13 protein-coding genes are annotated in these 12968 nt (G+C 67.9%); 8 read left to right on the top strand and 5 right to left on the bottom strand.

Annotation, left to right across the window (positions count from 1 at the left end; genetic code table 11):
• Positions 1 to 140: 140 nt before the first annotated feature.
• Positions 141 to 746, bottom strand: a complete 606-nt coding sequence (gene pdxH / locus MAA8898_RS24095) for a pyridoxamine 5'-phosphate oxidase (RefSeq protein WP_094023580.1) — start codon at positions 744 to 746, stop codon at positions 141 to 143.
• Positions 747 to 906: 160 nt separating this feature from the next.
• On the opposite strand from pdxH, the gene fabI reads away from it, so the two are divergent.
• The 7 genes from fabI (at position 907) to MAA8898_RS24060 (ending at position 8565) form a co-directional block, all read left to right on the top strand.
• Entirely contained in the window at positions 907 to 1713 is an 807-nt protein-coding gene (gene fabI, locus MAA8898_RS24090) for an enoyl-ACP reductase FabI (protein ID WP_094023579.1), read from the top strand.
• Between the two features lie 123 nt (positions 1714 to 1836).
• Positions 1837 to 2439, top strand: a complete 603-nt coding sequence (locus MAA8898_RS24085; RefSeq protein ID WP_245853615.1) for a LysE family translocator — start codon at positions 1837 to 1839, stop codon at positions 2437 to 2439.
• Positions 2440 to 2504: 65 nt separating this feature from the next.
• On the top strand, positions 2505 to 3008 hold the full coding sequence (gene gpt / locus MAA8898_RS24080) for a xanthine phosphoribosyltransferase (RefSeq protein WP_094023578.1): 504 nt from the start codon (positions 2505 to 2507) through the stop codon (positions 3006 to 3008).
• A gap of 94 nt (positions 3009 to 3102) precedes the next feature.
• Positions 3103 to 4299, top strand: coding sequence for an aminotransferase (locus MAA8898_RS24075; RefSeq protein ID WP_370738641.1), 1197 nt, complete (start codon positions 3103 to 3105; stop codon positions 4297 to 4299).
• Positions 4300 to 4329: 30 nt separating this feature from the next.
• Positions 4330 to 6180, top strand: coding sequence for a peptidyl-prolyl cis-trans isomerase (locus MAA8898_RS24070; RefSeq protein WP_094023576.1), 1851 nt, complete (start codon positions 4330 to 4332; stop codon positions 6178 to 6180).
• A gap of 4 nt (positions 6181 to 6184) precedes the next feature.
• Positions 6185 to 7699, top strand: a complete 1515-nt coding sequence (gene trpE / locus MAA8898_RS24065; RefSeq protein ID WP_094023575.1) for an anthranilate synthase component I — start codon at positions 6185 to 6187, stop codon at positions 7697 to 7699.
• A gap of 143 nt (positions 7700 to 7842) precedes the next feature.
• Positions 7843 to 8565, top strand: a complete 723-nt coding sequence (locus MAA8898_RS24060) for a HalD/BesD family halogenase (protein ID WP_245853613.1) — start codon at positions 7843 to 7845, stop codon at positions 8563 to 8565.
• Positions 8566 to 8685: 120 nt separating this feature from the next.
• Here the strand turns inward: MAA8898_RS24060 and MAA8898_RS24055 are convergent, their stop codons facing one another.
• Positions 8686 to 9087, bottom strand: coding sequence for a SufE family protein (locus MAA8898_RS24055; RefSeq protein ID WP_094023574.1), 402 nt, complete (start codon positions 9085 to 9087; stop codon positions 8686 to 8688).
• A 131-nt stretch (positions 9088 to 9218) separates the two neighbouring features.
• On the opposite strand from MAA8898_RS24055, the gene MAA8898_RS24050 reads away from it, so the two are divergent.
• Positions 9219 to 9722, top strand: coding sequence for a hypothetical protein (locus MAA8898_RS24050; protein ID WP_094023573.1), 504 nt, complete (start codon positions 9219 to 9221; stop codon positions 9720 to 9722).
• A 49-nt stretch (positions 9723 to 9771) separates the two neighbouring features.
• On the opposite strand, the gene rnd is transcribed toward MAA8898_RS24050, so the two are convergent.
• The 3 genes from rnd to purM form a co-directional block, all read right to left on the bottom strand.
• Positions 9772 to 10929 (bottom strand): ribonuclease D, encoded by a 1158-nt coding sequence (rnd, locus tag MAA8898_RS24045; RefSeq protein ID WP_094023572.1) that lies wholly within the window; start codon positions 10927 to 10929, stop codon positions 9772 to 9774.
• Positions 10930 to 11014: 85 nt separating this feature from the next.
• On the bottom strand, positions 11015 to 11608 hold the full coding sequence (gene purN / locus MAA8898_RS24040) for a phosphoribosylglycinamide formyltransferase (protein WP_094023571.1): 594 nt from the start codon (positions 11606 to 11608) through the stop codon (positions 11015 to 11017).
• Positions 11605 to 12651 carry a phosphoribosylformylglycinamidine cyclo-ligase gene (gene purM / locus MAA8898_RS24035; protein WP_094023570.1) on the bottom strand — a complete coding sequence of 349 codons (1047 nt, stop codon included), beginning with the start codon at positions 12649 to 12651 and terminating at the stop codon, positions 11605 to 11607. The genes purN and purM overlap by 4 nt, the downstream gene beginning before the upstream one ends.
• Positions 12652 to 12968: the final 317 nt, after the last annotated feature.

Genomic DNA, 12968 nt, shown 5'->3' with positions numbered 1-12968 from the left:
ATCCCCAATGACAAGCCTTGGATCACAGGGTCAGGGCATGGCAATACCATGCAAAGAGGTTAATTTGTGTCAACTATTCCAGGAGCGAAACCTTGCCGCATTTCACGTAACGTGAATTTTTCTTTTTGAAACAAAGCCTTCTATGGATTGAGCCGGTCGATAATCCAGTCCTGCGCCAGATCCGACCTATACCAACGGAACCGGTCGTGCAGCCGGAATGCCCCGTCGGCCCAGAACTCGATCTCCAGCGGGCGGATGCGGAAACCGCCCCAGAACGGCGGCCGCGGCGGATTTGTGCCGTGCCGCGCGGTGACGCGGGCGACCTCGGCCATCAGCGCCGCGCGCGACGACAGCGGCTGGCTCTGGTGGCTGGCCCAGGCACCCAGGCGGCTCTTGAGCGAGCGGCTCTCGTAATAGGCATCGGCCAGCGGGCCGTCCTCCTTCTCGACCAGGCCGCGCACCCGCACCTGGCGGCGCAGGGACTTCCAGTGCATCACGAAGGCGGCCTTGCCGGACTGGGCGATCTCCTGCGCCTTGCGGCTTTCGTAGTTGGTGTAAAAGACAAAGGCGTCGGCCTCGACCTCCTTCAGCAGCACCATGCGCACGTTGGGCAGACCGTCGGCATCGACCGTGGCCAGCGCAATGGCATTGGGGTCGTTCGGCTCCGCACCCTCGGCCTCGGCCAGCCAGCTGCGTGCGATGGCAAAGGGATCGTCCCCGGCGAAATGTCCGCTGCGATCGCTCATGGTGTGGCTCCTTCGTCATTTTCCAGGATCGGGTCCGATGGCGCAATGTGGCGCGTGTCGCCCGGGATGCAAGGGCGGTCTTGCGCGAACGGCGCACTTGATGGCCGGTGGCCGATCGCCTAATGCTCGCAGCAACGAGGTTCCGGGAAAAGAGGCGATCATGTCAAACCAGTTGATGGCGGGAAAACGCGGCCTGATCATGGGGCTTGCCAACGACAAGTCGATCGCCTGGGGGATCGCCAAGGCCTGCGCGGACGCGGGGGCCGAACTGGCCTTTTCCTACCAGGGCGAGGCGCTGAAAAAGCGGGTCGATCCGCTGGCCGGGCAGTTGGAATCGGATTTCGTGCTGCCCTGCGATGTCGGTGACGAGGCGTCGATCGACGCGCTGTTTGCCGGGCTGAAAGACCGCTGGGACAGCCTGGATTTCGTGGTCCACGCGATCGGCTTTTCCGACAAGAATGAACTGCGCGGCCGCTACGTGAACACCTCCAAGGCCAATTTCACCATGACCATGGACATCTCGGTCTACAGCTTCACCAGCGTGATGCAGCGGGCCGAAAAGATGATGAAGAAGGGCGGCAGCGCAGTCACCCTGACCTATTACGGCGCCGAGCGGATCATGCCGCATTACAACGTGATGGGCGTGGCCAAGGCGGCGCTGGAGGCCTCGGTGCGCTATCTGGCCGAGGACCTGGGCAAGGACGGCATTCGCGTCAACGCGATCAGCGCCGGGCCGATCAAGACCTTGGCCGCCAGCGGCATCGGCGATTTCCGCTACATCATGAAGTGGAACGAGTACAACTCGCCGCTGCGGCGCAACGTGACGATCGAGGACGTGGGCAAATCGGCGCTCTACCTGCTGTCGGATCTCGGCAGCGGCGTGACGGGTGAAACGCACCACGTCGACGCCGGTTACCACATCGTCGGCATGAAGGCGGTCGACGCGCCCGACATCACCAAGGGCTGAACCGCCTGACTTTCGCGCATCTCTGACGAAAGACATTGTTCCCCGACCCCCGCGCCGGGGCCTCTTCGTTTGACAGGACGCGAAAGCTCTGGCCTGCTGCGCGAAACGCGCTTCGGGGGCATCGTGGACTGGACTCACCTGCTCGCCTTCAACCTCACCCTGTTGGCGGCCATGGCGGCCCCCGGCCCGGCGCTGCTGTTCGCCTTGCGCCAGTCCATCGCCGGCGGCTTTCGCACCGGGGTCGCCACCGGCGCGGGGCTGGGCCTGGTGGCAGCGCTCTGGACCGGCGCGGCGCTGCTGGGCCTCGACATCCTGTTCCGGCTGTTCCCCGCCGCCTTCCTGGTGCTGAAGATCGCCGGCGCGCTCTACCTGCTGTGGATCGCTTTCCAGCTCTGGCGCGATGCGAGGAACCCAGTGGCCGACAGCGCGCGCCCGGGGGCCAAGGCCTTTCTCGGCGGGGCGCTGGTGAACCTGTCGAACCCCAAGTCGGTGCTGTTTGCAGCCTCGGTGCTGGTGGTGATCTTCCCCGCCGATGTGACCATGGTCGAAAAGGGGCTGATCGTGCTCAATCATTTCGTGGTGGAGCTGGCGGTCTACGCGGGCTTTGCCGCGCTGCTGTCGACGCCCCCGGCGCGCGCCGGCTACCTGCGGATGAAGCCGGTGATCGACCGGGTCGCGGCGGCGGTTCTGGGGGTACTGGGCCTGCGGCTGCTGCTGGGGCGGTAAGGCTTGCCAGCGCGGCCCCGGCTGGCCTAAGACGCGCGTCAAGCTGCCTGAGGGAAGGGTCTGAGATGAACGATCGTCTGCCGCACGAAAAGGGATTTCACGTCAGCTGGGACCAGTTGCACCGCGATGCGCGGGCGCTGGCCTGGCGGCTGCAAGGCCAGGGCCCGGACGAGGGCGCCTGGCGCGCCGTCGTGGCGATCACCCGCGGTGGCATGGCCCCGGCGATGATCGTCGCGCGCGAGTTGGACATCCGCATCGTCGATACCATCAGCGTCAAGAGCTACAACCACCAGGCGCAGTCAGAGCCCAAGGTCATCAAGTCGCCCAACATGCAGTATGTCGGCGACGGCACCGGCGTTCTGGTGGTGGACGACCTTGTCGACACCGGCCGCACGCTGGAAGTGGTGCGGCGGCACATGCCGCAGGCCCATGTCGCCACCGTCTACGCCAAGCCGCAGGGCCGGGCGCAGGTGGACACCTTCGTCACCGAGGTGAGCCAGGACACCTGGATCTTTTTCCCCTGGGACATGGCGCTGCAATACGTCAAGCCCTACCGCGGCACCGATTGAGCGGGGGCCGTGGCCGCGACGGGGAGGGCTCTGCCCTCCCCGGACCCCTCCCGAGGTATTTGTCAAACCAAAGAAGCAGCAGGAGAGTCTGCCCGTGACCTCGCGCACCGAAGCCACCTTCTTTCCGCCGATCCCGGAGGCGCAGCGCTGGCTTCGCGGCGTCGCGTTCCCGGCGGACCGCCCGCTAATCAACCTCAGCCAGGCGGCGCCCGCCGATCCGCCGCCACCGGCGATGCGCGCGGCCATGGCGGCCGCGCTGGAAGAGCCGTCGAGCCATCTCTATGCGCCGGTGCTGGGGATGCCCGCCCTGCGCGCGGCCCTGGCCGAAGAGTGGAGCCGGCATTACGGCGGCCGCGTGACAGCCGAGCAGGTGGGCATCACCGCGGGCTGCAACCAGGCCTTTGCCGCCACCATCGCAGCACTGTGCGGCGAGGGCGACGAGGTGATCCTCCCGGTGCCGTGGTACTTCAACCACAAGATGTGGCTGGACATGGCGGGGGTGAGCGCCGTCCCCCTGCCCTGCGGGTCGGACCTGATCCCGGACCCGGAGGCGGCGCGCGCGCTGATCACGCCGCGCACGCGGGCCATCGCACTGGTGACGCCGAACAACCCCTGCGGGGTGGAGTACCCGGGCGAGGTGCTGGCCGGGTTCCACGCGCTCTGCGCCGCGGCCGGGATCCGGCTGATCGTCGACGAGACCTACCGCGATTTCGATTCCCGACCGGGCGCACCGCATGGCCTGCTGACCCGCGACGGGTGGGACGAGGTGCTGGTGCAGCTCTACAGTTTTTCCAAGGCCTACCGGCTGACCGGGCACCGCGTCGGCGCGGTGATCGGCGCGCCGGACCTGCTGCACCAGATCGAGAAGTTCCAGGACACCGTGGCGATCTGCGCGCCCAGTTTCGGCCAGAAGGCCGCCCTGTGGGGGCTGGAGCACCTGTCGCAATGGAAGGCCGAGCAACGTGACGAGATCCTCGACCGCCGCGCCGCCATCGAGGAGCATTTCGGCCTGCTGGCGGCGAAAGGCTGGAAGCTGCTGGGCTGCGGCGCCTATTTCGCCTATATCGAGCATCCCTTTGCCGAGGGCTCGGCCCAATTGGCGCCGCGGCTGGTGCGCGAGGCCGGCGTGCTGATCCTGCCCGCCACCATGTTCACCCCCAAGGGTGATCCCAGCGGCGACCGGCAGTTCCGCGTGGCCTTTGCCAACACCGACCGCGCGGGCATCCGTGCCTTTGCGCAGCGGCTGGCGCAGGTCGACGGGCCCCTTGCAGCCCCCGGGGGCGCGGCATAGACAGGGGCAAACCGACAGTGGGAGGGCGCCATGGCGAGCAAGAAAAAGGGCGGGATCGGCCAGTGGTTCGTGTGGGGCCTGCTGGGTCTGCTGCTGCTGGGCCTGGGCGGCTTTGGCGCGACGAACTTCTCGGGCACCGTGCGGTCGATCGGCACCGTGGGCGAGGCGCCGATCTCGACCGGGGACTATTTCCGCGCGTTGCAGAACGAGATCCGCAACATCCAGCAACAGACCGGCCAGACGCTGACCTTTCAGCAGGCGCAGAGCCTCGGGATCACGCAGCAGGTGCTGAGCCAGATGGTGGTGACCGCCGCGCTGGAGAACGAGGCCGCGACGCTGGGCATTTCGGTCGGCGACGACCGGCTGGCGCGGGACCTGCTGGAAATCCGTGCCTTTCAGGGACCCGACGGCAGCTTCAACCGCGAAGCCTATCGCATGGCGCTGGAAAACGCCGGGATGAGCGAGCGCGAGTTCGAGGAGAAGATGCGCGACGAGGGTGCCAGCACGCTGTTGCAAGGCGCCGTGATCGCCGGTGTGCGGCTGCCCGACGCCTACGTGAACACGCTGCTCGGCTATTCCGGCGAGCGGCGTGCCTTTACCTGGGCCGAGGTGAGTGAGACCGCGCTGGAGATGGGCCTGCCCGCCCCCACCGAAGAGGAGCTGAGGGCGCATTACGACGCCAACATCGACAGGTTCACCCGCCCCGAGACCCGCCGCATCACCTATGTCTGGTTGACGCCCGACATGCTGGTGGACAGCGTCGAGGTGCCCGAGGACAGCCTGCGCGCCGCCTATGAGGAGCGCAGCGCCGAGTTCAACCTGCCCGAGCGGCGCCTGGTGGAGCGGCTGGTGTTCAACGACACGGCGGCCGCGCAGGCGGCGCTGGACCGGCTGACCGCCGGTGAGATCGCCTTTGAGGACCTGGTGGCCGAACGCGATCTCAGCCTGTCCGACACCGACCTGGGCGACGTGAGCCGCAGCGACCTGGGCGAGGCGGCCGACATCGTCTTTGCGGGCGAGGTCGGCGCGATCGTCGGGCCGGCCCCGACACCGCTGGGCCCCGCGCTGTTCCGTGTCAACGCCCGTCTGCCCGCGCAGCTGACCTCCTTCGAGGAGGCCATCCCGATGATGCGCGGCGAACTGGCGCTGGACCGGGCGCGCCGGGTGATCGACGGCCAGTCGCAGGGCTTTGACGATGAACTGGCCGCCGGCCTGACGCTGGAGGAATTGGCCGCCTCGACCGACCTGGAGGCCGGCGAGATCGGCTGGACCGGCGACAACGAGGACGGCATTGCCGGCTACCCCGCGTTCCGCGAGGCGGCAGAGGCGGCCGAGACTTCGGACTACCCGTCGATCCAGCAGCTGGGCGATGGCGGCATCTTTGCTCTGCGTCTTGACGCGGTGGAGCCCCCGGCTCCCTACCCGTTCGACGAGGTGCGGGTGCGCGTTCAGGCCGACTGGACGACCGCCCGGCAATCCGCCGCCCTGCTAGAGCAGGCCGAGGCGCTGGCCGGGCAGCTGGGCGAGGGCGTGACCTTCGAGGGGCTCGGCCTTGATCCGCAGACCGAAGCCGGGCTGACCCGCTCCGCCGTGACCGTCGACCTGCCCGAGGGCGTGCTGAACGCGGTCTTTGGCATGGAGCCGGGCGGCGTGCGCGCGGTCCAGAGCGGCGACCGCGCGGTGATCGTGCGTCTGGACGAGATCCTGCCGGTGGACCTGACCAACGAGCAATCCCAGCAGCTGGCCACCTTTGTGCGCAACCAGGCGGCGCAGGACGTGGCGCAGGACCTGTTCCGCGCGCTGTCGACCGACATCCAGGCCCGCGCCGGGGTGAACATCGACCAGGCGGCGGTCAACGCCGTACACGCGAACTTCCAGTAGGCCGATGGGACAGCTGACACCTTCCTTCGACGGCTTTGCCGAGGCCTACCAGGCGGGCCGCAACCAGGTGGTCTATACCCGCCTTGCCGCCGACCTCGACACGCCGGTGTCCCTGATGCTGAAGCTGACGGGCGCGGCCAAGGATGCCTTCATGCTGGAGTCGGTGACCGGCGGCGAGGTGCGCGGGCGCTACTCGATCATCGGCATGAAGCCGGACCTGATCTGGAAATGCCACGGCACCACCAGCCGGCTGAACCGCATGGCGCGCTTCGATCCCGACGCCTTCGAGCCGCAGGCGGGCGACCCGCTGACCGAGCTGCGCGCGCTGCTGGCCGAAAGCCGGATCGAGCTGCCGGAGGGGCTGCCGCAGGCCGCCGCCGGGCTGTTCGGCTACCTTGGCTACGACATGATCCGGCTGGTGGAACGCCTGCCCAACGTCAACCCGGACCCGCTGGGCCTGCCCGACGCGCTGCTGATGCGGCCTTCGGTCGTGGCGGTGCTGGACGGGGTCAAGGGCGAGGTGACGGTCGTCTCCCCCGCCTGGGTGCAGGACGGGCTGTCGGCGCGCGCCGCCTATGCGCAGGCCGCCGAACGGGTGATGGACGCGGTGCGCGACCTCGAACGCGCCTTGCCGCAGGCCTCGCGCGATCTCGGCGATGCCGCCGACCTCGGCGAGCCGGTGTCGAATTTCGCCCATGCCGACTACCTCGCGGCGGTGGAAAAGGCCAAGGACTACATCCGCGCCGGCGACATCTTCCAGGTGGTGCCCTCGCAGCGCTGGACGCAGGAGTTTCCCCTGCCGCCCTTTGCGCTGTATCGCTCGCTGCGGCGGACGAACCCGTCGCCCTTCATGTTCTACTTCAACTTCGGCGGCTTCCAGGTGATCGGCGCCTCCCCCGAGATCCTGGTCAGGGTCTTCGGCAACGAAGTCACCATTCGCCCGATCGCCGGCACCCGCCCGCGCGGCGCCACCCCCGAGCAGGACAGGGCGCTGGAGGCCGACCTGCTGGCCGACCAGAAGGAACTGGCCGAACACCTGATGCTGCTGGATCTCGGCCGCAACGACACCGGCCGGGTGTCCAAGATCGGCACCGTGCGACCCACCGAACAGTTCATCATCGAGCGGTACAGCCACGTCATGCACATCGTGTCGAACGTGGTGGGTGAGCTGCGCGAGGACCAGGACGCGCTGTCGGCGCTGCTGGCGGGGCTTCCGGCGGGCACGGTGTCCGGCGCGCCCAAGGTGCGTGCGATGGAGATCATCGACGAGCTGGAGCCGGAAAAACGCGGCGTCTACGGCGGCGGCGTGGGCTATTTCAGCGCCGGTGGCGACATGGACATGTGCATCGCCCTGCGCACCGCCATCGTCAAGGATCAAAAGCTCTACATCCAGGCCGGCGGCGGCGTGGTCTACGACAGTGACCCCGAGGCCGAGTACCAGGAGACGGTGCACAAGTCGAACGCCATCCGGCGTGCGGCGGCGGACGCGGCACGGTTCACGGGCAACGGCAACACCTGACCTCACCTCTGGCGTCCCGAACGGGTCGCGCAGGGCGACGGACACGGGTCTGGCGGTCCAAAAGCGACCGTGAATGCGTCGAGGACAGGCCAGAACCCTGCGCCTTGCCCTGTTCTCCTCGGGTGGCAACACCGGAGGGCGCGATGTATTCCGCAACAGACCTGATCGACCTTGACCGCTACCCGATCGACGGGCCCGGCCGAGATGACATCCTGGCCCGGATGCGCGCGGACCTGGCGCGGGACGGCTGCGCCGTGCTCAAGGGGTTCCTGACACCGGCGGGCGTGCGGGCGGTCGCCGCCGAGGCGGATGGCGTATCAGACCGGGGCCACCGCAGCTTTTCCCGCACCAATGCCTATTTCACAGCGGACAACCCGGCCCTGCCCGACAGCGATCCGCGGCGGCAGTTCTACGAACGATCCAATGCCTTCATCCCGGCGGACAACTTTGCCCCGACCGGCGCGCTGCGCACGATCCACGACTTTCCCGCCTTCGACCCCTTCATCCGCGATTGCCTGCAAGAGCCGCGCTTTTACCGCTACGCCGATCCGCTGGCCGATGTGATCGTGAACATGGCTGTGGCGGGCAACGGCTTTCCCTGGCATTTTGACACCAACAACTTCACCGTCACGCTGGCGATCCAGAACGCCGAGGGCGGCGGCGCCTTTGAATACGCGCCGATGATCCGTACGGCCGAGGACGAGCGGTTCGACGACGTGGCCGAGGTGCTGGCCGGCACCTCCGACAAGGTGGTCAGCCTAACGCTGGAACCCGGCGACCTGCAACTGTTCAAGGGGCGCTACAGCCTGCACCGCGTGGCACCTTTGACCGGGCCCACCCCGCGCTACGTCGCGATCTTTTCCTAAGTCGAGCAACCGGACATGGTGGGCGCGCCGGAACGCACGCGCCAATTGTACGGCCGCGTCCTGCCGATCCACCTGGAACGCGCGGGCCTGCGCACCGATGCGCTGATCGACTAGCGCCGCTCAGGCGCTGGCCGACCGGATCCGTTCGATCATCGCGCGCAGCCCGTTCGAGCGCTGCGCCGACAGGTGTTCGTTCAGGCCCAGCCGTCCCAGTTCGGCGCGGGCGTCGACCGCCGCCACCTCGGCCAGCGGCAGGCCGTCATACAGCCGGTGCAGCAGCGCGATCAGCCCCTTGACGATCAGCGCGTCGCTGTCGCCCTGAAAATGGAACCGCCCGTCCTCGGGCGCCATGTGCAACCAGACCTGGCTGGCGCAGCCTTCGACCTTGGTGGCGGGCACCTTCAGCGCCTCGGCCATGGGGGCCATGTCCTTGCCCATCTCGATGACCATGCGGTAGCGGTCTTCCCAGTCCTCGAGGAACTCGAAATCCGCGACCACCTCTTCGAACGCTTCCTGAGCCATGGAGTCCTCCGTTTGGGCGAAGACCTAGGCAGGCCCGCGCCAAAGGTCCAGCCCCCGCGACCTGCCCGAGGAACCTTTTCAACCGCGCCGATCTGCGCTACCCCTCTGGGAAGTCTGGCAAGAGGCGCGACATGTTCAAACCGATCTCGGTTCTCGTTCTTTCGGCACTGGTGCTGACCAGTTGCGGCACCGTGCGCGACAGCCGTCTGAACCCGTTCAACTGGTTCGGCCGCAGCGTGTCGACGCCGGTCGCAACCGAAGGCGAGGTCAACCCGCTGATCCCCAAGCGCCGGGAATCGATCTTTCGCCAGGAGAAGGACACCAGCTATCGCGGCTGGGACCTGGGCGAGATCACCGAACTGGTGGTCGAACGGCGCCCGGGCGGCGCGATCATCCGCGCCACGGCGGTGGCCGACTACCAGGGCGCATTCGACCTCAAGCTGGTCAAGCTGGATGCCGAAAGCAGCCCGACGACGCTGACCTACGCCTTTCGCGGTCTCCAGCCGCGCGGCGTGCAGGGGCCGGTCCAGACGCGGACCCACACCGTGGCGCTGTGGATCACCGACAACAAGCTGGCCGGGATCGGCACGATCCAGGTCAAGGGCGCGCGCAACATCCGCGCCGTGCGCCGCTAGATCGTGACCCGCTCTGGCACGGCGTCCCGCGGGATGCCGGGCCGGACCGTCAGAGTTCGATCACCTCGACATCCTTGCCCTTGGCGGTCAATGCGATGCGGCCTTCGCAGAGCTTGAGCGCATCCTCGCCAAAGACCTCGCGCCGCCAGCCATGCAGGGCGGGCACGTCGCGCTGTCCCGCCGCGATGGCGTCCAGGTCCGCCGCCGGGGCGATCAGCTTGGACGCCACACCCGAGCTTTCGGTCTTGGCCTTCAGCAGCACGCGCAGCAGGTCCGCCAGCGCGGGGTTGACCTGCAACTTGTCGCGCTCGCTGTCGATCTGCGGCAGGTCTTCCTTGGGGCAGTTCAGCCCGGCCTGCACCGCGGCCAGGATGCCCTCGGCGATCGCGCCCTTGCGCGCGTCGCGCAAGAGCAGGCGCGAACGGCCAAGATCATTCATGTCCAGGGGCTTGGTCGAGGCGAGTTCGACCAGCGCGTCATCCTTGAACACGCGGGTGCGCGGGATGTTGCGATCCTTGGCGTAGGATTCGCGGAAGGCGGCCAGTTCACGTACGATGGCCAGGAAACGCGGCGAGTTTGACCGCGTCTTGACCCGCAGCCAGGCGTCCTCGGGGTGGGTGACGTAGGTCTCGGGCGCGGTCAGCACCGCCAGTTCCTCGGCCACCCAGCGGGCGCGGCCGGTTTCCTCAAGCTTGCGCGCGAGGTGTTCGTAGATCTGCCGCAGGTGGGTCACATCGGCCAGCGCATAGGTCAGCTGGGCATCGGTCAGCGGGCGGCGCGACCAGTCGGTAAAGCGCGAACTCTTGTCGAGCGATTGCCGGGCGATCCGCTTGACCAGAGTCTCGTAGCCGACCTGTTCGCCAAAACCGCAGACCATCGCCGCCACCTGCGTGTCGAACAGCGGCGCCGGGATCACGCCGTGGTCGACGTGGAAGATCTCCAGGTCCTGCCGCGCGGCGTGAAAGACCTTGACCACCGATGTGTTGCGGAAGAGCGTCATCAGCGGGTCGAGCGAGAGCCCTTCGACCAGCGGGTCCACCAGCACCGCGTCTTCCGGTCCGCGGCCAGGCACCGCCAACTGGATCAGGCAGAGTTTCGAATAATAGGTGCGTTCGCGCAGGAACTCGGTGTCTACGGTGACGTAGGGGTGTCCTGCGGCGCGCTCGCAAAAGGCGCTCAGGGCCTCGGTCGTGGTGATTGTCTGCATTCGCCGTCGATCGTCTCTGCTTGTTGTTTTCCGGGCACCATACCGCAGCCAGCAGCAATTGCGAGGCAAAGAACGCGGCGGCGTGTCAGCCCAGGTAGACGGGGGTCCGGTCTCCGGCCGCGAAACGCCGCAGCACGGCCGGATAGAGCCGGTGTTCCTGCGCCAAAACCCGCGCCGCCAGCGTGTCGGGTGTGTCATCGGCAAGGATCGGGACACGCGCCTGGCCCAGGATCGGGCCATCGTCCAGTTCCGGCGTGACCTCGTGCACGGTGCAGCCGGCCTCGGTATCGCCCGCCTCCAGCGCGCGGGCATGGGTGTGCAGGCCGCGGTACTTGGGCAGTAGAGAAGGGTGGATGTTCAGCATCCGCCCCTGCCAGGGCGTGACAAAGCCCGCCGTCAGCACGCGCATGAAGCCCGCGAGGCACAGGATGTCCGGCGCGAAAGGCGCCAACGCCGCCTGCAAGGCGTCCTCGAAGGCCGCGCGGTCCTGGCCGAAGGGACGGTGATCGACGACCGCCGTGGCCACGCCAAGCGCCGCCGCCCGGGCCAGTCCGCCTGCCGCGGCGCTGTTGGACAGCACCAGCACCGGCTGCGCGGGATGGTCGTCGCGGTGCATATCCTCGACCAGCTTGACCATGTTGGAGCCGCCGCCGGACAGAAGGATGGCGACCCGCTTCACCCCAGCGATCCGGAGTAGCTGACCCCCCTGCCCGGCACGACCCGGCCCAGCCGGTGGACCGTCTCGCCCAACTCCGCGAGCAGCGTGGAGACCGCGTGTTCGCTCTCGGGGTGGACGACCATGATCATGCCGATGCCGCAGTTGAAGGTCTTGAGCATCTCGGCCTCGGCGATGTCGCCGACGCCCCGCATCCACTTGAAGAGATCGGGCAGGTCCCAGGCATCGAGGTCGATCGTGGCGCCCAGCCCTTCGGGCAGGACGCGCGGCAGGTTCTCGGTCAACCCGCCGCCGGTGATATGCGCCAGGGCGCGCACATCGCCCGCCTTGAGTGCCGCCAGCACGGGTTTCACGTACAGTCGCGTCGGCGTCAGCAGCGCCTCGCCCAGCGTCGCACCGCCCCAGGGGCAGGCCGCGTCCCAGCCCAGCCCCGAGACCTCGACCAGCCGGCGCACCAGCGAATAGCCGTTCGAATGCACCCCGTCCGAGGAAAGACCCAGCAGCACGTCGCCCTCGGCCACGCCGGCGGGCAGCTCGCCGCCGCGCTCCATCGCGCCCACGGCAAAGCCCGCGAGGTCGAAATCGCCCGCCGGGTACATGCCCGGCATCTCGGCCGTCTCGCCGCCGATCAGCGCGCAGCCGGAACGCGCGCAGCCCTCGGCGATGCCCTCGATCACCCGCGCGGCGGTGTCGGTGTCCAGCTTGCCGGTGGCGAAATAGTCGAGAAAGAACAGCGGTTCGGCCCCCTGGCAGACCAGGTCGTTGACGCACATGGCAACGAGGTCGATGCCCACGCCGTCGACGTGGCCGGTGTCGATGGCGATGCGCAGCTTGGTGCCCACGCCGTCGGTCGCCGCCACCAGCACCGGGTCGGTGTAGCCCGCCGCGCGCAGGTCGAAGAGCGCGCCAAAGCCGCCCAGCCCGCTCATCACGCCGGGGCGGTTGGTGCGCTTGGCGGCGGGCTTGATCCGCTCGACCAGTGCGTTGCCCGCGTCGATGTCGACCCCTGCCTGCGCATAGGTCAGCCCGTTCTTGCCGTCGCTCATTGGGATCTCCTTCCCGGTCCGCCTCCGGATGTGCGCTCGCGCTTAGCGCATCGCGCGCGCCCCTGCAACGTGCACGCTTGACGCGCTGGCCTCGATACGAAATCCTCGCGTCTGGGTTGAGACAAGGGACAAAGGGTGCCTGAAACGTGGTTCGACTGGTTAGGGTCAGGACCCATTGATCGGCAAGCGAGGGCGTGATTCACTGCTGCAAAAAGCGAGCGGTGACATGAGTGATCTCTTCTGGCTGACCCACTGCCCGGCAGTGCATTGCGCAGCAATGTCACGAGAGGGGATGCGCAGATGGCGCGTCTGGAGCC

Source organism: Antarctobacter aquimaris (genome assembly GCF_900184945.1).
Classification (GTDB): Bacteria; Pseudomonadota; Alphaproteobacteria; order Rhodobacterales; family Rhodobacteraceae; genus Maliponia; species Maliponia aquimaris.
The sequence above is the reverse complement of the archived record's forward strand: the minus strand, read 5'-3'. Positions and strand labels throughout refer to the sequence as shown.

Excerpts from the sequence above, each read along its gene's own strand:
- pdxH (WP_094023580.1), bottom strand. The coding sequence starts at position 746 with ATGAGCGATCGCAGCGGACATTTCGCCGGGGACGATCCCTTTGCCATC.
- fabI (WP_094023579.1), top strand. The coding sequence starts at position 907 with ATGTCAAACCAGTTGATGGCGGGAAAACGCGGCCTGATCATGGGGCTT.
- gpt (WP_094023578.1), top strand. The coding sequence starts at position 2,505 with ATGAACGATCGTCTGCCGCACGAAAAGGGATTTCACGTCAGCTGGGAC.
- MAA8898_RS24070 (WP_094023576.1), top strand. The coding sequence starts at position 4,330 with ATGGCGAGCAAGAAAAAGGGCGGGATCGGCCAGTGGTTCGTGTGGGGC.
- trpE (WP_094023575.1), top strand. The coding sequence starts at position 6,185 with ATGGGACAGCTGACACCTTCCTTCGACGGCTTTGCCGAGGCCTACCAG.
- MAA8898_RS24060 (WP_245853613.1), top strand. The coding sequence starts at position 7,843 with ATGTATTCCGCAACAGACCTGATCGACCTTGACCGCTACCCGATCGAC.
- MAA8898_RS24055 (WP_094023574.1), bottom strand. The coding sequence starts at position 9,087 with ATGGCTCAGGAAGCGTTCGAAGAGGTGGTCGCGGATTTCGAGTTCCTC.
- MAA8898_RS24050 (WP_094023573.1), top strand. The coding sequence starts at position 9,219 with ATGTTCAAACCGATCTCGGTTCTCGTTCTTTCGGCACTGGTGCTGACC.
- rnd (WP_094023572.1), bottom strand. The coding sequence starts at position 10,929 with ATGCAGACAATCACCACGACCGAGGCCCTGAGCGCCTTTTGCGAGCGC.
- purM (WP_094023570.1), bottom strand. The coding sequence starts at position 12,651 with ATGAGCGACGGCAAGAACGGGCTGACCTATGCGCAGGCAGGGGTCGAC.